We start from the raw sequence: 19305 nt of genomic DNA, 5'->3' as shown, positions 1-19305 counted from the left end.
TTATTAGAGTCGTATCCAACAAATCTCTGCTGATCGGAGGTTAAATGATAGCGATCCTAAGACCAGAGAGAGCACTAAAGCTCATCGTTGCTAATCTTCTGAATTATCAAAGCCTGGAAGAAAAATTCGTACATCAGGAATGTGCATATGAAAGTACCCGAGGCCATTTTCAATATTAGCGGGATAGTTGATGGGTTCACCCAAGCTTCCAGCAAATGGACGTCTGGTGCCTCTCAGGTCGAGAAAGTCATAGTATTCCTGACTGATATTGGCCAAGGTTACCAAGACGGTATCGCCTGGTGCGTAATCTCTAAAGAAAACTCGATAGTCGTAATTGATGAGTTCACCATCCTGACCCGCATCGGTAAATAATTCGGTGAAAGGATTGACATTAACGCTAAACTCTTCATTGATCAGCTGCACATTGGACATGTACCAATTAGGGCCTGGTGGGTCTTGTAGTTTCATAGAGACGTTGACAATTGAATCAAACTCATTGATTTCAACGAATATACCTACTGAATCAAAACCCACAAACGGCAACATGGCGGCGGAAGCACGAACGGGATTTTGATTGAAAGGATTTTCAAATGAAAGCGAATAGGTCTCACCTGGCAGTTGTGGGATATCAGTGCCTACATACAGTCCTAATTCAATATTGTCTAGCTCATACGACTCACCCAATACTTCAATTGTTACATCCAGACTGTCAATCAGCAATGAGCTAACTAGCTCCTCATAGTCATCTTCACGTCCACCATCCAATGCGTTGAAATTTTTGGTAATGGCAATGGCCAAAAATTGTTCTGGAAGATTCTGCGAGCCCACCACTACGGTATTTTCTGGAATAGGGACGTCGTCTACAGACAATGGGTCTGGTAAGCATGCGGATAGCACGATTAGAAGGCTGATGATATGAAGAAACCCGATTCTCATTTGATAAATTTGAAATTATATGTGATAGAAGGCAAAAGGCCCAACAGCCCAGGTTGCTCATATTTATAGGCGTTTGTGTTTTCGTCATATACGATCGTAATAGCGATGGGTGTAGCTCTGTTGTACACGTTGTATAGGCTGAATTGCCAATCTCCCTGCCATTTGCGACCTGGCTTCTGCTTGCCTTTCAGTATAATACTCAAATCCAGTCGGTGTGTATTTGCCAGTCTCACAGAATTGCGATCTGGATAGATCGGGATCAGGTCGGCACCTGTAGCGGATGCATTGGGAATGGCATAATAGCCAATGATCGGTGTGAATTTCGCACCAGAGATAAATTCCCAAATCATTGAAAATGACCAGCGGTCGTTCAAACTGTAGTTGGTGACCAAAGCGGCATTGTGACGCCTGTCATATCGCGCTGGAAAGGTAAGTCCTTTGTTTAATTCATCGAACGTACGATGCGACCATGAAAGTGTGTAAGACAACCATCCCCTGAGTCTGCCCACGTCTTTTCTCAGTAGCCATTCAAATCCATAAGACTCCCCATTACCTTGTAAAAGGCCATTGCGAAAATCAGGGTTCAGGACAAGATTGGTACCTTCTCGAAACTCAACTAGATTGCTCAGTTGCTTATAATAAACCTCTGCGCTCAACACGATCTCTTTAGATGGCATAAGCTTGCTCACGCCTAGCGTCCACTGATTGGCTGTTTGGGGTTTTACTACTGGATCCACTGGATACCAAATGTCCGTAGGCAAGGCGAAAGAAGAACTGGAAACCCGATGTATATACTGGCTCATGCGGGTGTAGCTCGCCTTCAAGGCCCAGTTCGGGTCTATGGCATAGCGAAGCGCAACTCTGGGCTCTGGTTGCCAATAATTAGTGCCTTCAACCAAAGCTGCGGAAGCACGTGCACCCAGTATGCCTTCAAATTTCCCTTGTTTGAATTCCCACTCTCCGAAGATGGCTCCTTCGAAGACGTTGATCACGTCACCTCCACTGCTGGGAATCACCTCGGCCAATTCTCCTTCTACGTCAATTAGGTTGGTATTGACTGACCTCCTAATCGTACTAAAACCCATGTGCAACTTGTTATTTTCTGATAGGGGCAGGGTAACCTTCTGTTTTAGTCCCAAATCTTCGATGTCTGAGACCACATTTAGACTATTGTCTTGATAGTAGTTGTTGATTTTGTAATCAAATCGAGTGAATGTCAGATCAGTAGTTGATGAGAATCGGTGAAATTCCTTTTCCAGAGATAGGGTTTGGATGAGATTGCCGATGACAAAAGAAGTTCCGCTGGGATCATTATTACTCCCTCTGGCACCTGTATAATCCAATACGTCGTCTCCGAAATAAAAGCCGTAGTGTAGACGAGTGGTTTTATTCAGTGCGTAGTCCACGTTGACATTCATATCATAGAAATAGTAGGGCAGTTCCTCTCCACCGATCAAGGTTACGACTTGGTCAGCGTAGGTTCTGCGGCCAGCGATTTGAACCGCTAGTTTATCTTTGATAATCGGAATCTCTGCTGAAACTCGTGAAGATATCAGGCCGATACCACCTTCAATCCTTAGCTGAGCTTTGCTGATTTCTTTCGACCGAATGTCGATGATTGAGGAAAGCCTGCCACCATATTCGGCAGGGAACCCACCAGTCATAATGTTTACCTCTCCGATGGCCGAAGGGTTGAATACGGACAAAAAGCCAAAGAGGTGTCCCGTATTGTATACGGTGGCTCCATCCAAAAGTACCAAGTTTTGGTCAGCCGCACCACCTCTAACAAAGAAGTCATTCGACCCTTCGATTCCTTTTGAAGCACCAGGCATGAGGGTGATTACTTTAATGAAATCAGGTTCTCCAGCCATCGAGGGCAATTGAAAAATCACATCCTTTCGGAGCGTATGCATGCTGGGTCTGATCTTGTCAAATTGCTCTATAGAAGGTGAGCGTAGGGCGTTTACTTCTACTTCTTGCAAGTATTGGTTGGTCGGGCGCAGGAGGAGCGGTTCGTTCTCGGGTATTTGAGCGGCCAGCATATGAAGTTTGTCATAGCCAATAAACGAAAAGGCTATGCTGTCTTTAGGATTCGCTAGGACATGATATATCCCACTAGAATCTGCCACGCTCACATAGCCAGAGTTCAGGTTTTGAATGCTGGCAAATGGCAGCACTTGACCCGTGATGGCGTCAGCCAATGTGCCCTCGATCCTGGACTGACTACTGGCCGAATGCGTGATCAGCAGTAGGGTTAAGGAGCCTATGATACAGGGGATATATAATCTATCGGTTATAGACATCTCTTAATATATAATCATAAATCACTGAAAAGCGGATAGTCTAATAACTATTTTTTGTATGAATTAATTCGATTTTAGAATAAATACTGAAGTTACCTAAAGATGGGTAGCGGATAGACAGATAAAATGGGCATGGAAGAACTAAAATATTGTATAATATTCAGATTAAATTGTCGTTATCCAATAAATTTATTTAATCTAACCAGTATTATCTATGAAAAACATCATCGTATTATTCGCCATTATCGTCATTTCCAGTAGCACACCACTATTGGCTCAGCAGGAAGTAGAGAGAGCATTAGGAGATTTTAAAGCCGTGTCTGTAGACTATGGCATCCAGGCAGAGTTGCTCAAAGGCACCTCGAATAAAGTAGTGCTGACCGTCAGCGGAACCAAGGAGGATAAAGTCACGGCTGAGGTTGTAGCAGGTCAACTGCTTCTGACCTTTAAGAACACCAAGAAGCTGGAAGGGGTATCTGTCAGCGCCAAAATCTACACCACAAGTGCCATAGAAGGGATTGCTGTCAGTAATAAGGCCACCCTCAGCGTGAAGGATGTACCAGCTGCCAGTAGTTTGAAAATAGTCGTGACCACGGGCAGTAAGCTAGACATGACCGCTAAAACCCAATCTGCCGTTGTGTCCATAGGTAGGTCGGCAAAAGCCCAGTTGGCCATTGAAGCTACTAAATTGGACGCCACTATATCAGGGAAGGGAAGGCTGGATATCACTGGCAAAGCAGAGTTGCTCAAGGTAAATGCTAATACTTCGGGTGTGTACAAAGGCTATGGCCTACAGTGCCAATCGCTGACAGCGCAAGCGCATGGCAATGGCAGAGCCGAGGTTTCGGTATCAGAAACGCTGGTGGCCAATGTAGTGAGTGGCGGAAAAGTGCTTTACAGGGGCAACCCAACCCTGAAAGTGAATAATACAGGCTCTGGCATCGTAGAAAAAGCTGAGGACTGATAGGCCTAGGTGGTAGTAACCTCTTTACTTTCATTTAACTTTTTCAAAGTTCTATCTAGCATTTCAGAAAAGCCTGAAACGCTTTAACTCATTGGAAGAACAACTTTGGAAAAGTATGGGGAAGCCCTTTCTCATCAGGGGTCATAGGACAACCTACGATTTGGGAGTAGTCACGCGTTACGCCGAAAAGGCTAAACGCCAGTGGAGGCTTCACTTCAAGTAAACGCTTTTCCTTTGTACCTCCTTCGTAGACTAGTTCCGCGATCTGTCTTCACCAGCAGACCTGCCTATAGTACTCCAGCAAGCGGAATTTAGTGAAGATAAGCTTCTGAATCAGTTTTTCGTTGTGATACATATGTTTGCAGTTCTAAAACATCACTATAAAAGTCTCCTGGGTTGTTCAAGAACGAATATCCTGATACTTCGCTCGTGGCAGATTGCTCAATTAACGTAGACATGTCTTCATACTGTGCTTGCATTTTAGTAGACTCAAATGGACCATTGATAAAATCATTAATATATGCATCGTATTTGTCCCTATATTCAGGCACGGCAATAATGTATGAGATCAATGGCCAGTCATCTCCGACTTCACTCATTTCGAATGATAGCGCTCCTTTGCCCAAATCATCGGCAAAAGCCATGTTGTTGTCCCAAGGAATCCATTTAATGAGATCGTCTGCTGGATCATGGTACAAGTAGTAATTGTGGTCCATTAGACCATAAGTATCCCAATTTTGGATGGTGTTGTTTACTGCCAAATACTTTAAGAAGCCATCTACATCAAATAGAGCTTCCAGATCTGCCTTCCACTTCTCAACGTTTGTGCTGCGAGTAGAGGCATGTAACGCATCATACAAGGCTTGTATGTCGCTCCAATCACCTTCATCTTCGTTAGTTTTCTTTTCAAAATGATTAAGATCAAAACCAGTTACACCAAAGCGTGCACCTTCTCCTTCAGGCTTATAACAGTTTCCTGATGAGCTGCCAAACATATTTTGAAGCATGGTGTCAAAGATAATTTCAACCATGGTGTACAAGCCATAATATTTCGGGTTTCCATCTCCTTCATCCACCCATATTTCGTAATACGCTGTTTGAGCTGCGGGCACACCAAATTCTCTAAACAAATCAGCCGCAGTCTTTTCACGCATACAAGATTGGTCAAGATAACCACTACTCATCGATACTTCTTCAAATCCATAAAAACGCTGATTTTTGATTTCAGGATATTCATCTTCGAACTTATCAAATTCAAACCTTAGGGGCAATTTATTTATACCATCTCGGCTAGCAAATTGCAAGCTTGAATTGCCCTTGTATCGTATTCCTACCTCATACCACTGTGTACCTTCATAGTAGAAGTCCGCAGCCACATAAATAGGTTTACCTTCCACACTTGTCCCTGGAGGCCTGAATCCTACAAATTGAGCTAAATCGTTTTGCATGGTCGTAAATTCATCTGTCGTCAATACAATGTCAATTCTATGAACCTTGTCTTGGGCAAACACAACTTCATAATTTGGCTCACCATATTCTGAATGTGTTTCTGTTGTCCAATCATCCAATCCGAACCCGCTTTCAACGTCTTCTTCAAATATTTCTTGCTGACAAGAAAATAATCCCAAAAAAATAAGGCAGACGCTCGCAAACAGCTTAGTAGTGAATGTTGTCATTATTTTTTGTTTTTAAGGGTGTAGGTATATTTGAGTCTTAATATATTGGTCGTTTTGGGGTGTGTAGTGTTCAATTCTTTTTCCAGACGGTAAGAAACCCCGATTTTACCCAGTTTTTTGATCTTATAGTTGGTCCCGACTGTCAATCGGTAACCAGAGAGGCCGTCATAAGTTTCTCCATCCAGCGGATTGAATATTTCTCCGGATATTTCTGGGTCTAGTTTCCAATTTTTGATGTTGTAATCTGCCGTGGCTTTGAATCGAACGTATTTTTCGGGATCACCTTCATTTGAGCTATGTACACTCAATTCACTACGATCCTGATATCTGACTCTATACTTGAATGAGAAACGATCCAACTTGTGTTTGTAGCTGGCATCAAAATGGTATCGGAAATAATGCTCGTAGCCTTGTTTATTTCCCTTGTTGTCATTTTTGTTGATCAGACGCAGCCCTAATCCAACTTCAAATTTTTTGGATAATTTGTAATCAGTGGTGAACTGTGTCAAAAAACTTTTTATCTCACTTGAATTGTTGTCCAGCCGGATTTGCTCCTGCAGACCAAATGTCCACTTTTTGTCAAGTTTGTATTTAAGTGCCAGTGAAGTCCAGGATTCAAAATCTTGAACCTCTACATAATCTCCACTTTGAGCCATACCGAACATTGGAAGGCTCATCATTATTGCGATTATTATTCTTTTTAGCATTTTACAGTCCGTTGTAATAGTGAATGGTTACTACAGCAGTGTCCTTTAAAAAATCAACCTTGCCTATGGTTATTTTTTCGATAGGGAGCCCCGTTCTGGTTTCTAAATCGGTTTTTAAAGAGCTGTAGTTTTCTGGTTTGATATTGTCGATATTTTCATAGATAATTTCCTTGGTAACTAATCTTTTCAGATGCCAGACATGCTCCAATATGGCAATGGAAGTTACGATGACACCATTGGCCATAAGTATTTCTGCATAGCTCATCTTTTTATTGGCCAATGAATTGATAACTGAAATCCCTATGACGACAAATAGATAGGTCATCTCTTTGATCGGTATTGCATCAGTCCTATATCTGATAATGCCGAATATGGCGAATAGACCTAAGGCCATGCCGATATCCAATTCGTATTTTTTAAGTGTAAAGCAAAGAAAGAACACGATCATGCTGATCATGTAATAAGTGAAGAGATAATCCCTTCTCTTAGAAGTTTGATAATATAAAAATCTTATGATTATTGTTAGGAAGAATAGATTGATGCTAAACCTTACCATCAACTTATAAAAGTCATCATCAAACAGAGGTATGTCCAAAAATTCCATCTTTATGCGTTTGCCAATTTTTCTATTTTCAAAATGTTTTTCTTGAATCGATTATACTTCAAATTATTGCATAGGCTCATTAGGCCTATGCAATACTTACTGATGCTATAAGGATGTGATTGTATTGATTTGAGTTGGGCTACAATAGGTGAGTTCCTGTTGTACCGTTCTTGTTTCATTTCTACTATAGCCAAACTGTCGAACTTCTTTTTGTTATTTCCAAAAGTGTAATTCAGATCAAAATCAATAGTGATTCTTTCTTTGTTGACAGCGTCGACCAACGTAACTCGTTTGAACCCATTCCAAAGTGAAGGAGCCAAGTCATAGTTGTTGGAGACAGTATCGTAGATGAATTGCTTGGAATGTTCTGATAAATTTATTTCAAAATCATCAATTTTAATGCGCGTTTTGGCGGTGACTCCTTTGTTGTCTTTCTGTTTTATTTCTAAAAAAAATAGCTCTGACTCTACATAGTTACGGATCCGCACTTTCGTTCGCTTGCTTCTTCCGTTGTGATGATCCTTATAGAACTTACCACACGCTGTGTCGAAGTACAAAGATCGATAGGTCATCGTCCTGTTTCCATTTATTTCAAGCACTTTGTAGTGATCTACCACGCTATTCAAGATTTTGTGAAGTTGACCTATTGGGATGAGGAACTTGGTGTCAATTCGTTTCATAAGTGACACTTCATTCATTTCATTCAAAGAGATAGTTGAGAATTTGCCTATACTTCTTACTACTTCCATTTTTACATTTTCTGACTGTATATTGGAAGCTTAGATTCTGAATGAATAGAAAGGTTTAAAGTCGTCAGCAAATATTAAAAGTGTAGTCTTGGCATATTGTGAATTGGATAAAAGACTATTTGGACTTGCAACAAAAAAGTGGACAAATAGTTACGTGATAAACAACGTAATACTCGTATGGACAAAACCGTTTGAATCATTTCTTATCATCTTTTGGGTATTTAACTGATGAACACTGAATTTCATGAATTTGTGATTTTTCATGAAATGCTTGGCTTTAAGCAATATTTTAATAGAGATTTGAGGAAATTCAAGTTTGACTGACATTAAACTTTACAATCAGGCTTGATTTTTTACATAACTAGAATCAATCTCATCATGGCTGAAAACACAAACGGTAGTAATAAGGCAGTAGGTATTATCATCACGGTATTGATCATTGTAGTCGTACTGACAGGTGGATGGTACTGGTTTAGCTACAAACCAAAACAAGAAGCCATAGAAAAGGCGAGACAGGAGCAATTGGCTAAAGCCGCTGCCCAAAAGAAACGACAAGAAGCTGCCGCACGAAAAAAGGCCAAATACGATCAGTTGATTACCAGTGCAGACAAAGCGTTCGAACAGGAGTCTTGGGAGTCTGCAAAGTCTATGTATAGTGAGGCCGCGTCACTTTATTCCAAAGAACAATATCCACAAGATCAGCTGGCCATCGTCAACGAAAAGCTGGATGAAATAGCTGCACAATCCGCAGTAGGTATCGTACAAACCCTATCATCGTCTACCGGACGATTCTATGTGGTGGTGTCCAGCAGCATAGATGGAGACCTCGCCATGGACTACGGCAACAAACTGGCTGCCGAAGGAAAAAGCGTCAAAATCATCGAGCCATTTGGTGGTGCCAGGTTTTATCGCGTTTGTCTTGCCGACTACAATACCCGAGACGAGGCCTTGATAGCAGCTAGCTCCTCCGAAGAACAGGGAGCTTGGGTGCTGGAGTTTTAAGGTGAGGCACTAATTGTTTAAATCGTCTGATATCGAGTCTAGGTGTAGTTTACAACTACACCTTTATATCCTTTTGTGCAGCTATTATATTTAGGTGTAGATACAATTTACGCCTAGTGGAGTTCATCCCAATTTTTATTCATGATTTAGACTTATGGTAGGTAACGGCCTCGGCTATGCATAGTGCGGGATTTCAAGTCCTTAAACTTTCCGCTTACCGCTAAGTTTATTTAATGCAATTACTTTCATATTAGCACTAAACCCCGCATTACGTATAACCAATGTTGTGCCTTAGTGCTTTTTATTCTTTATAAGGGCCAAGAAATTTGTCGCCATTGAAATGTACTAAATGGTCAGGATTATCCGCTATCCAAACTTCTGTTTCCCAAGCAATATCTGTCATAAATTGTCTAAACTTTGGTCTGTTCAGAAATGCAGTTACATAAACAATGTCCGCTTTGCAGTCTTTTGTAAGTTTTTGAAGTTGGATTAACCTAAGCTCGCTTATCGGACCCGAAGAGTGAACTGCTTCTATCAAGTAGAGCCAATTCTTTTTCTTTGAATAGGCAATTACATCTGGTAGCTCTTCGTGGGAAATTTCAAAGAAATTCAATTCTTCAAGTTTCTCTTTTTCTAAGTAGAGATATTTGTCTGAGGTATCTCCAACATAAAGCACTTCTGCTCCGTGTCCGTATCTCGGCAAAAAATCTTCAATAATCGCTTTTTGTAAATCATTATGCTCTCCTGCTGAAAAAGTCAGCTCACCACCTGACGGAAGAGTAACACTCACTTTTGCGATTTCTCTTTCCCTTTTCAGTTTTTTACTTAATGGCTCAATATCCTTCAATTTTTCAGAGACCATTTTCTCCCAATCCTTTGAGCCAAAATTCCTGACGAGTTCCGCATATGTAGGATTTATAGAATAGCCACGAGTTGAGTCGTTTGTAGCTGAATTTGGGCTTGATTGTAAAACAACTTCTGCAACTGTTAATAGTTTTAGGTCTTTTCTACGAATGTCATCATAAGAACCTGAACTTATATTTTCTGCAAAATGATTGTTGACGTAAATGATAATATCCCTTGTTTTGAGGGCGTATCCACTATTTAAATCTTTTGCTTTTTTGAAATCTGAAACTTTTTTAATGTCGCAACTTGCTAAAAATGCAATTGCCATTCTTTCCAATCTTCTTGGCGTGGCATCTAAAGGAATCCCAAAAGTGTCAAGGATGTAAAGCGTGGTATTTATCAGTTCCTGAACCTTAGGTGTTTTTTCGCTAAAAGTTTTTGATTTATCGGGACTGATATACTGCTTCATTCTCAAATAATTTAAGTTGGTCGTGTTCTGTAATGATGTATTTATTTTCAGCTTTTCCCATCAAGTAATTTTTGATATTTAAAGCCAAGTGATATGCGAAGTTTGGGGCAACAGCATTACCAATTTGGTTGTATTGATTAGTTTCTGTACCTGAAAACTCGAACCAATCAGGAAAACTTTGAAGCCTTGCAGCTTCTCGAACCGTGATTCTACGTCTGCGATTGTCTTTTAATCTCACTCGGTGCATATCTCCCGTTGCACCTGCTAAATTCCTGCAAGTCAAAGTTCTTGCTGGTCTATCTAAGTACAAATCTCTTGGGTTGATGCATTTTGAAGCTTTTTCATAATTCGCAACGTATCTGTCCATTGATTCTGTGAAAAACTTAGAATCGTCATCACATTGAAAGGCAAGTTCTCCTAATGCCTGACCTGCTGTTACTTTTCGGTTTACCTTTCTTGGAAAATTGATTTTTTGCTTTGAGCCAATAACTATGACACGTTCTCTGTTTTGTGGAACTTCATAGTTTACCGCATTTAAAAGGGCGTAATTGATGTAGTATCCTAAACTTTCAAGTTCTTCAATGACTTCTTTTAAATACCATTTGTTTTTGTAAAGCATTCCGCGAACATTTTCAAACAACAATACTTCAGGGTCAAGCTGTCTGATTGCAGATAAAAAAATCGGAAACCCGTCTCTTGAATCTTTTAGTCCAAGTTGTTTTCCACCTACGCTAAAAGGCTGACAAGGAGGGCCGCCAATCACAATATCAGCATTTGGGTATTTTGTTTCAACTGTCAACTTTTCGTTGAAACACTCTCCAATTAAGTTTTTGTTGTATGTATTAGTTGCCTGTTCGTCCATTTCATAACCAATGGTTTTAAACCCATTAGCTTCAAAACCAAGGGAAAGTCCACCGCAACCCGCAAAAAGGTCAACTACTGTTTTATTCAAATCAGTGTCAACCCAAGGCTTCAGTTTTTTATTTATTTCTTCCCAATATTTCATTCTTCAAAGTTACGAATTTTTGTTGTGTTTAAGGTTTCTTAGCATTAGGCACAACATACTGCTATAGACCATGCACTATAGCTACATCCGTATTTATAAATGTTTAAAAAAATGTTTTTATGCTCTCAAAATGTGCGGGAAGTCAGGCGCTGCGACACCTGACCCTACTTTAAGGTTATGCATAATTTTATTCGGATCAAATAATTGAGGGGGATTCACCCCGCTTTTCCTGATTATGTACTATTCCGTTGGGGGAATCTTCATATTTTCTGCACAAACCCCTCAGCACCCTGCAACAACCCCTCGGAGGCCTGCAAGAATCTCTCTGAGGCCTGCAAGAACCTCTCTGAGGACTGCAAGAACCCCTCAGCACCTTGCAACAACCCCTCGGAGGCCTGCAAGAACCTCTCGGAAGCCTGCAAGAACCCCTCGGAGGTCTGCAAGAAGCTCTCGGAAGGCTGCACAAACCCCTCGCAGACTTGCACAGCTCGTTGGTAGGATACAATTACCTATTAATAACAGTTGATTATTGGTTTAATATTTTGATATCATCTATTGATCGCCTATTTTCATATACCAGCAGCATTTTGGCTAACCATTAATAACTTAAAAATCATGACACGAGAACAAATCAACCGACTGGAAATGGCACAAGCCACCAACGCTTACCTCGATACACATGCTGCCGTGTGGAATGCCGTCCCGATCATCAGCAATTATAAAACCACCCTGATCCAGGCGATACAGGGCATTCAGGAGGCCTCTCTCAAGCAGGAGTCTTCACAAGTCTTTATCAGTGCCTCCCTGCGAGAGCTCAAACAGCAGATCGCACAGAAAATGGACATCCTAGACGACATACTGGAGGCCTACGCCTCAGATACTGACAATGCCGAACTCTTGTCCCAATCGACCAATTCTGCTTCGGATTACTTCCGTCTGGCCAACGAGGACTTTGAGATCAAAACCAAAAACGTGATCGACTTGCTCGATGGTCATGTAGCAGACATGGCTGACTATGGCATGTCTGCCGAGCAGATCGAAGAGGTGAAAACGTCCTTTGCGATCTTTCAGGACAAAAGAGGCGTGCCGCGCTCGTACCAGATCCAGTCTCGAGTGGCTACCCAGGATTTGGCTGCCCTGTTCGACGAGGTAAACAAAACCCTGACCCGGCTCGACAATGTACTGAAGCGATTCAAGCGTTCGGATCCTGCATTCTATGTAGGCTACGACGCCGCCCGACACGTCGTCAAGAATTGACGAAAAATCGGCGATTCAAAAGCGAAATCATAGGTCATTTCGACGTTAGCGGTCTGCCAAAGTGGAGAAATCTTAATCAACTGATAATCACCCTCAAGCTTAATGAGATTTCTCCCATTTGGTCGAAATGACCAGTGGTTGAACCCCGTTCTTTTGGGTTATAATCAGCTATTGGATCAAAAATTGGCTGATATTCATAACCACCCTGCGGATTCCGAAAGAGCAGACGAGCCGTTCAGTTATCGGTATCGTTTGGCAAGAGGTTATTCAGCCCAGAAAGGCTTATTGGCTGTTGGTCAACACGAGCTTTGTTAATAATCTGAGTAATATGTAAATTGTTTTAAAAACTAACTAACCAACTTTACCATGAAAAGAATTTCCATTTTTCTACTGCTTCTCACTTTCATCAACGTCAATGCAGTGCCTCCCCGAGGCCTCTTGTCCGTGTCCAATCAGATTGATCAAAGTCAGTCTCAAGATGAAAGTACTATCACTATTGCTACGTTCAATATCCAAATATTTGGAAAGACTAAATCAGCCAAAGAATTGGTTATGGATACTTTAGCCATGATCATACGGTCTTATGACATAGTAGCTGTTCAGGAAATAAAGAATAAGCCGAATAAAGTGCCTACGCTTTTTTTGAATAAGATAAATGAAAATGGAGCGAAATATGCAATGGTGTTGAGTGAGCGAACAGGCATGCAAGCCGATGATAAATCGTCGCAGGAGCAATACGCTTACTACTACAATACCGAAACAATCAAATCATTGGATGAGGGAGTGCTGTACGACGATTCTTCGAATGATTTTTTCCAAAGAGAACCCTTTCTAGCCGGATTTAGCGCCATCGAAGGGTCCTTTACTTTTGTGCTTTCCAGCATTCATACTCGTCCGAGTGAGGCAAAGAAAGAAATAGCAGCGTTACATGATGTCGTGAATTGGGCGAAGAATAAATATCCTGACGAAGATGACTTCATTACATTGGGCGACTTTAATGCCTCTTGTTCATATGCGTCTCCAGAAGATTTGGACCAAATGGAACTAAGAGGTGCAGCCTATCAATGGATTGTGCCTGATGATGCCGATACCAACTTGGCTAGTAAGGTCTGTGCTTATGATAGAATAGTGATTACAACCGGAGTGACTAGTGATTTCACTGGCCAATGGGGGGTTGACAATGCGTTTACCTCAAAGGTAGTTTCTGATCATTTCCCTGTCTGGGCAGAATTTTATACTAATAAAGATTAAAGCCTACTTAATCTGTGACTTGATGGATCTTTCATGAAGAGGAATTGATAATCATCACAAGATGACTTAGAAGACTATTACCAGTATACCCACGATTTTGCATAAGATCGTGGTTTTTTTATGCCCTTTTTTTGGTGTTTTTGCCCATGATTTTACAAATTTTTCCATCTTGTGGTAAAAAGTGGAGGAAAGTGGTGGATAATTCCAAAACTTCATTAAGTTTGTAGTGGTGGTTTATATTTTTCTATAACTCTATGGCTTTTTTTACAAGCGAATATGAGTGTAAGTTAGATGCTAAGGGTAGATTGGTTTTACCTGCAAAGATTAAAGCCAATCTGCCCGAAGTGTCTGGCAATCAACTCGTTGTCATGAAGGGATTCGATCCCAACTTGGTGCTGTACACCGAGCTGGAGTTTAAGAAGATGAAAAACAAATTCGCTTCTTTAAGTGATTTTGATGCCAACCAAAGGAGATTAAAAAGAAACTTTTTTCGTAGTGTCGCCGAAGTCGAATTAGACAGTGCTGGACGTTTTTTGATCCCAAAAGGCTGGATCGACCATGCCAAACTGGAGAAAAACGTGATGGTAGTAGGAGCAGGCAATACGATAGAGATATGGAGTCCGACCTTGTATGATGAATACTTGATAGACGACAACGATGAATATTCGGATTTGGCCAAGAAATTTTTAGATGAATGAGTGAATATCACAACCCCGTAATGCTGAAAGAATGTATGGAAGGGTTGGCGATCAAAGCAGACGGCATCTATGTGGATATCACTTTTGGTGGTGGTGGCCATTCCAAAGAAATTCTAAAGCACTTAGGCGAGAAAGGGAAGTTGTATGGATTTGATCAGGACGATGAAGCCCGATTGAATGCAGAAGCTATAGACAATCGTTCTTTCACATTTATTCAAACCAATTTCAGAAACCTGAAAAAATACTTGCGTCTGCATGGTGTAAAGAAGGTCGACGGCATCTTGGGAGATTTAGGTGTTTCATCTCATCAGATCAACACCGCAGAGAGAGGATTCTCTACAAGATTCGACGGCCCGCTCGACATGCGCATGAATCAGAAGCAAGGGGTATCGGCTGCTGAAATTCTTAATACTTACGAAGAGCGTGAGTTGCACAGGATTTTAGGTCAGTATGGGGAGGTGCGAAATGCGAAGACATTAGCAGCTGCCTTATGTTCGGAAAGACACTTGGCGCCATTTAAGACGATCCAGCAGTTGTTGGATGTGCTTAAAAAATTTGCACCAAAGCGGAAGGAGAACAGATATTTTGCTCAGGTGTTTCAGGGAATTCGAATAGAGGTAAATGAAGAAATGAAAGCACTAGAGGAAATGCTAGAGCAAAGTGCAGAAGTTTTGAATGAAAAAGGAAGACTGGTGATCATGTCCTACCACTCGTTGGAAGACAGACCAGTTAAAAATTTTATAAACAAAGGAAAATTTTATGGTGAATTGGAAAAGGATCTGTACGGAAATGTAAGCAAACCGCTTCAGGCCATCACTAGAAAACCAATCACCGCAAGCGATAAAGAAATAAATGAAAACAACAGGGCACGCAGTGCAAAATTGAGAATAGCAGAAAAAATCTGACCATGGCATCTAACACCTACAGACAATCCCAAGGCACCGGCGGAAGTCGGAGAAGCTTTTTTTCTCTTCTTGAAAACCTTATTAATGTCGAAAAATTCTTCGATAAAGGGCTTCCTGTGCAGTTTCTCATGCCATTTCTTTTTAGTACGGTTCTTTGTATTGTCTACATTGGCAACCTTCACTTCGCAGAGAAAAACATCAGAAAAGCCACTAAACTCAGAGTGGCTGTAGAAGATCTAAGGGCAGATTATACCACGCTCAAGGCAGATTATATGTACACCAGCAAGCAATCTGAAGTGGCCAAAAAAGCCATGACGCTTGGATTGAAAGAAAGTATTGAGCCGCCATTCAAAATCATCGAAAATCAGGAATGAGCTTTAAATCGACCATATTGCTCAGAGTACGTGTAGCCTATTTGATAGCGCTACTTTTTTCGTTTGCGATTATTTATAAAATTGTAGAAATCCAGAACTTGGATGGAGGGAAGTGGAAGAAAAAAGCAGAAAGTATTGGCCTTCAATATAGAAATGTAAAAGCCACTCGTGGCAATATCTATTCGGACAATGGCAGCTTATTGGCTACTTCATTGCCATTCTATAAAGTGGCTTTTGATCCTTCCTTGCCTAACGATCGGGTATTCAACAATGGGATTAATGAATTGTCGGAACGGCTCGCCAGGCAGTTTCGAGACTATTCGGCCACTGACTACAAACGCCGGATCATAGATGCCCGGCAGTCTGGGCGACGATACCTCGCCCTCAATCGGAAAGAGATAAACTATCAAACCAAAAAACAGATGTCGCAATGGCCCATCTTCGAAGAAGGGCGAATGCGTGGCGGAGTAATATTTGAAAAGGTGGACAAAAGGTTTCGACCTTTTTCTTATTTAGGCTATCGTACCATTGGAACCATCAATGAAGACGACAGAGGCGTGGTAGGCTTGGAATATAGTTTCAACAAAGACCTGATGGGCAGAAATGGCAAAGCCCTCTATCAAAAAATATCTGGTGGTACTTGGAAGCCGGTTTATGATGGTACGGAAGTGAAACCTCAAAATGGTTTGGACATTGTCACCACAATCAATGTGGATTTGCAGGATGTGGCTGAATCTGCATTGCTCAAAGCACTGACCAATAACGATGCGGATTATGGTTGTGTGATCGTGATGGAAGTGGCAACTGGTGAGATTAAAGCCATTTCCAACTTAAGCAAAAGAAACAAGGGGAGATACTACGAAAATTATAATTATGCAGTGGGTAGCCAGGGGTCAAGAGAGCCAGGATCCACTTTCAAGTTGGCGAGTATGATTGCTCTTTTTGAGGAGGCAAGCATAGGTCTCAATGATTCGGTTCCAACAGGAGATGGTACCATGCAGTTTTACGACCAAGTGATGAAAGATCATAAACCGGGTGGATATGGAACGCTGACTGTACAGCAAGTTTTTGAAAAATCTTCCAATATTGGTACTGCCAAGTTGATTGAGGATGAATTTGGCAGAAAGCCACAAACTTATATTGATTACCTCAACAGCATGGGATTGACAAAACCACTCGGTTTTCAGTTGATCGGAGAAGGTAAGCCATACATCAAAAGTCCATCAGATTCTACCTGGAGTGGTATTTCATTGCCTTGGATGTCACATGGTTATGAGCTAACCATGACACCACTTCATACTTTATCACTGTACAACGCAGTAGCTAATAACGGCAAAATGATTCAGCCCATATTAGTGAAACATGTCATGTCTGCCGACAAAACCATTGAAACATTTGAAACTCGAGTAATCAATAAAAAGATATGTTCTCAAATCACACTCAACAAGGTTAGAGAAATGCTGGAAGGAGTAGTAGAAAGAGGAACGGCGCAAAATATCAACGATTCTTACTACAAAATAGCAGGCAAGACAGGCACAGCTAAGCACAATAAAAACGGAAAATATATCAACAAGTATTACACTTCGTTTGCTGGTTATTTCCCGGCCGACAAGCCAAAATATAGCTGCATAGTGGTTATTGATAATCCTAAGAAGTACAGAATTTATGGAAGCGACGTATCCGCTCCGGTTTTCAAAGAAATAGCAGATAAAATCTACGCCTTGGATGTCGAGTTGAACGATCCTTTTGAAGGACAGGAAGTTGTAGAGGGTATTTTTCCTGTGATTCGAGCTGGTGAACACGAAGACCTTTCACTCATCTGCAATACCATCGGAATTTCAAACCATTTGACAGAAGAATCAGATTGGGTGAAGGCCAGGATCAATAATAATTCTATTGATTGGTCAAAACTCGATACCAAAGAGTCTGTAGTGCCTGACGTTCGAGGTATGACGTTGAGGGATGCTTTGTACCTATTGGAAAACAAAAAATTGAAAGTAACCTATTCTGGTAGTGGGAGAGTTACGCAGCAATCTGTTGTGCCAGGCTCCAACACCAACAATGCCAACCAAATAAACCTAACGCTTGGATGAGAATACTATTGAAAGACATATTGTACAAAGTGAATTTAACCTCAGTCGCTGGAGACATGGGCTTGGAAGTTACTGGTGTGCAATTTGATTCGCGAAAAGTTGAAAAAGGCAATTTGTTTGTGGCTGTAAAAGGCACACAAGTAGATGGTCATGAATACATCAATCAGGCGATCAAAAGTGGAGCGATAGCAGTAGTTTGTGAGCAGATGCCGTTGCAGCCGTCCAAAGAAATCACTTTTGTGGCAACAAAAAATTCAAGTCATGCACTAGGTATCATCGCTTCGAATTATCACGGAAACCCTTCGAAGGACCTGAAATTGGTTGGTATTACTGGCACTAATGGTAAAACGACGACGGTTACGCTTCTTTATAAGCTATTCAGGTCTTTGGGCTATCATGTTGGCATGCTTTCCACAGTAGAAAATGTAATCAATGACAACGTAGTGCCTTCCACGCATACTACCCCAGATGCGTTGAGTCTCAATGAACTCCTGGCCAAAATGGTGAAGGAAAAATGCCAGTTTGCTTTTATGGAAGTAAGCTCTCATGCTATTGATCAAAACCGTATTGTAGGGCTTTCTTTTGATGGTGCAGTTTTTATGAATATCAGTCATGACCATTTAGACTATCATGCAACTTTCGACAATTACATCAATTCTAAAAAAAGACTTTTTGATGAATTGCCCGCTTCAGCTTTTGCCTTAGTCAATTTGGACGACAAGAGGGGGCAAATCATGTTGCAAAACACCAAAGCGACTCATTATTCATTCGGCCTTAAGTTCATGACTGACTATAAAGCCAAAGTTGTCACCAATAGCTATCAAGGCTTAGAATTGGACATCAACGGTCAAAGTGTGTGGTTTAGATTGATTGGAAAATTTAATGCTTACAATTTGTTGGCAGCTTATGCCGTGGCTGAATTACTACACGAGGATAGAGAAGAGGTTTTGATGATGCTATCCGGTTTAGAGCCAGCGCCAGGAAGATTTGAAGTAGTTCAGGGTGGGTCAGATATCATCGCACTCGTAGATTATGCGCATACACCAGATGCATTGGAAAATGTGTTGCAAACCATCGATGGATTCCGCTCAGGCAATGAACAAGTGATCACTGTAGTGGGCTGCGGAGGCAATCGAGACAAGGACAAACGACCAGTCATGGCGTCAATTGCTGTGAAATGGAGCGACAAAGTGATTTTCACAGATGATAATCCAAGGGATGAAGAGTCTAAGGATATTCTAGACGATATGATGAAAGGCGTGGGCAAATCTTTTGTAAAAAAGACTCTAGTGATTCCAGATAGAAAAGAAGCAATCAAAACTGCGTGTTCGATTGCCAACGACCATGATATCATTTTGGTGGCTGGAAAAGGACATGAAGATTATCAAGAAATAAAAGGAGAAAGAACAGCTTTCGATGATCGAAAGATTTTGAAGGAAATGTTAGAACTATTTAGAAGTTAAGC

Annotated in this window: 18 protein-coding genes; 10 read left to right on the top strand and 8 right to left on the bottom strand. The window is 41.2% G+C overall.

Annotated elements, in window-relative coordinates; all coding sequences use genetic code 11:
* Positions 1 to 90: 90 nt before the first annotated feature.
* Together ABJH98_RS12710 and ABJH98_RS12705 are read right to left on the bottom strand one after the other, a co-directional pair.
* Positions 91 to 936, bottom strand: coding sequence for a DUF4249 family protein (locus tag ABJH98_RS12710; RefSeq protein WP_348308070.1), 846 nt, complete (start codon positions 934 to 936; stop codon positions 91 to 93).
* Entirely contained in the window at positions 933 to 3239 is a 2307-nt protein-coding gene (locus ABJH98_RS12705) for a TonB-dependent receptor (protein ID WP_348308069.1), read from the bottom strand. Before ABJH98_RS12705 ends, ABJH98_RS12710 begins: the two co-directional genes overlap by 4 nt.
* Before the next feature lie 214 nt (positions 3240 to 3453).
* On the opposite strand from ABJH98_RS12705, the gene ABJH98_RS12700 reads away from it, so the two are divergent.
* A complete protein-coding gene (locus tag ABJH98_RS12700) occupies positions 3454 to 4203 on the top strand; it encodes a DUF2807 domain-containing protein (RefSeq protein WP_348308068.1) in 750 nt (249 codons plus the stop codon).
* A gap of 311 nt (positions 4204 to 4514) precedes the next feature.
* On the opposite strand, the gene ABJH98_RS12695 is transcribed toward ABJH98_RS12700, so the two are convergent.
* The 4 genes from ABJH98_RS12695 to ABJH98_RS12680 are packed head-to-tail and all read right to left on the bottom strand — an operon-like array spanning position 4515 to position 7939.
* Positions 4515 to 5879 carry a CotH kinase family protein gene (locus ABJH98_RS12695; protein ID WP_348308067.1) on the bottom strand — a complete coding sequence of 455 codons (1365 nt, stop codon included), beginning with the start codon at positions 5877 to 5879 and terminating at the stop codon, positions 4515 to 4517.
* Positions 5879 to 6559 (bottom strand): DUF2490 domain-containing protein, encoded by a 681-nt coding sequence (locus ABJH98_RS12690; protein ID WP_348308066.1) that lies wholly within the window; start codon positions 6557 to 6559, stop codon positions 5879 to 5881. The genes ABJH98_RS12695 and ABJH98_RS12690 overlap by 1 nt, the downstream gene beginning before the upstream one ends.
* A 28-nt stretch (positions 6560 to 6587) precedes the next feature.
* Complete coding sequence (locus ABJH98_RS12685; RefSeq protein WP_348308065.1) at positions 6588 to 7190, bottom strand: DUF4956 domain-containing protein; 603 nt, start codon at positions 7188 to 7190, stop codon at positions 6588 to 6590.
* A 2-nt stretch (positions 7191 to 7192) separates the two neighbouring features.
* Positions 7193 to 7939: a polyphosphate polymerase domain-containing protein gene (locus tag ABJH98_RS12680; RefSeq protein ID WP_348308064.1), complete on the bottom strand. Its 747-nt coding sequence runs from the start codon at positions 7937 to 7939 to the stop codon at positions 7193 to 7195.
* Positions 7940 to 8317: 378 nt separating this feature from the next.
* Here ABJH98_RS12680 and ABJH98_RS12675 point away from each other — a divergent pair, with 378 nt between their 5' ends.
* Positions 8318 to 8941, top strand: a complete 624-nt coding sequence (locus ABJH98_RS12675) for an SPOR domain-containing protein (protein ID WP_348308063.1) — start codon at positions 8318 to 8320, stop codon at positions 8939 to 8941.
* Positions 8942 to 9242: 301 nt separating this feature from the next.
* On the opposite strand, the gene ABJH98_RS12670 is transcribed toward ABJH98_RS12675, so the two are convergent.
* Both ABJH98_RS12670 and ABJH98_RS12665 read right to left on the bottom strand, forming a co-directional pair.
* Positions 9243 to 10256: a BsuBI/PstI family type II restriction endonuclease gene (locus tag ABJH98_RS12670; RefSeq protein WP_348308062.1), complete on the bottom strand. Its 1014-nt coding sequence runs from the start codon at positions 10254 to 10256 to the stop codon at positions 9243 to 9245.
* Positions 10231 to 11262, bottom strand: coding sequence for a DNA cytosine methyltransferase (locus tag ABJH98_RS12665; protein WP_348308061.1), 1032 nt, complete (start codon positions 11260 to 11262; stop codon positions 10231 to 10233). The genes ABJH98_RS12670 and ABJH98_RS12665 overlap by 26 nt, the downstream gene beginning before the upstream one ends.
* 615 nt (positions 11263 to 11877) lie before the next feature.
* On the opposite strand from ABJH98_RS12665, the gene ABJH98_RS12660 reads away from it, so the two are divergent.
* From ABJH98_RS12660 to ABJH98_RS12625, 8 genes are all read left to right on the top strand, one after another.
* Positions 11878 to 12519, top strand: a complete 642-nt coding sequence (locus tag ABJH98_RS12660; RefSeq protein WP_348308060.1) for a hypothetical protein — start codon at positions 11878 to 11880, stop codon at positions 12517 to 12519.
* A 102-nt stretch (positions 12520 to 12621) separates the two neighbouring features.
* On the top strand, positions 12622 to 12834 hold the full coding sequence (locus tag ABJH98_RS12655; RefSeq protein ID WP_348308059.1) for a hypothetical protein: 213 nt from the start codon (positions 12622 to 12624) through the stop codon (positions 12832 to 12834).
* Between the two features lie 51 nt (positions 12835 to 12885).
* Positions 12886 to 13770, top strand: coding sequence for an endonuclease/exonuclease/phosphatase family protein (locus ABJH98_RS12650; RefSeq protein WP_348308058.1), 885 nt, complete (start codon positions 12886 to 12888; stop codon positions 13768 to 13770).
* A gap of 254 nt (positions 13771 to 14024) precedes the next feature.
* Positions 14025 to 14468: a division/cell wall cluster transcriptional repressor MraZ gene (mraZ, locus tag ABJH98_RS12645; protein WP_348308057.1), complete on the top strand. Its 444-nt coding sequence runs from the start codon at positions 14025 to 14027 to the stop codon at positions 14466 to 14468.
* A complete protein-coding gene (gene rsmH / locus ABJH98_RS12640; protein WP_348308056.1) occupies positions 14465 to 15373 on the top strand; it encodes a 16S rRNA (cytosine(1402)-N(4))-methyltransferase RsmH in 909 nt (302 codons plus the stop codon). Before mraZ ends, rsmH begins: the two co-directional genes overlap by 4 nt.
* Positions 15374 to 15375: 2 nt before the next feature.
* Entirely contained in the window at positions 15376 to 15747 is a 372-nt protein-coding gene (locus ABJH98_RS12635; protein WP_348308055.1) for an FtsL-like putative cell division protein, read from the top strand.
* Positions 15744 to 17840 (top strand): penicillin-binding protein, encoded by a 2097-nt coding sequence (locus ABJH98_RS12630; protein WP_348308054.1) that lies wholly within the window; start codon positions 15744 to 15746, stop codon positions 17838 to 17840. Before ABJH98_RS12635 ends, ABJH98_RS12630 begins: the two co-directional genes overlap by 4 nt.
* On the top strand, positions 17837 to 19303 hold the full coding sequence (locus tag ABJH98_RS12625) for a UDP-N-acetylmuramoyl-L-alanyl-D-glutamate--2,6-diaminopimelate ligase (protein ID WP_348308053.1): 1467 nt from the start codon (positions 17837 to 17839) through the stop codon (positions 19301 to 19303). Before ABJH98_RS12630 ends, ABJH98_RS12625 begins: the two co-directional genes overlap by 4 nt.
* Positions 19304 to 19305: the final 2 nt, after the last annotated feature.

The organism is Reichenbachiella sp. (assembly GCF_039969095.1).
GTDB lineage: Bacteria > Bacteroidota > Bacteroidia > Cytophagales > Cyclobacteriaceae > Reichenbachiella.
The sequence above is the reverse complement of the archived record's forward strand: the minus strand, read 5'-3'. Positions and strand labels throughout refer to the sequence as shown.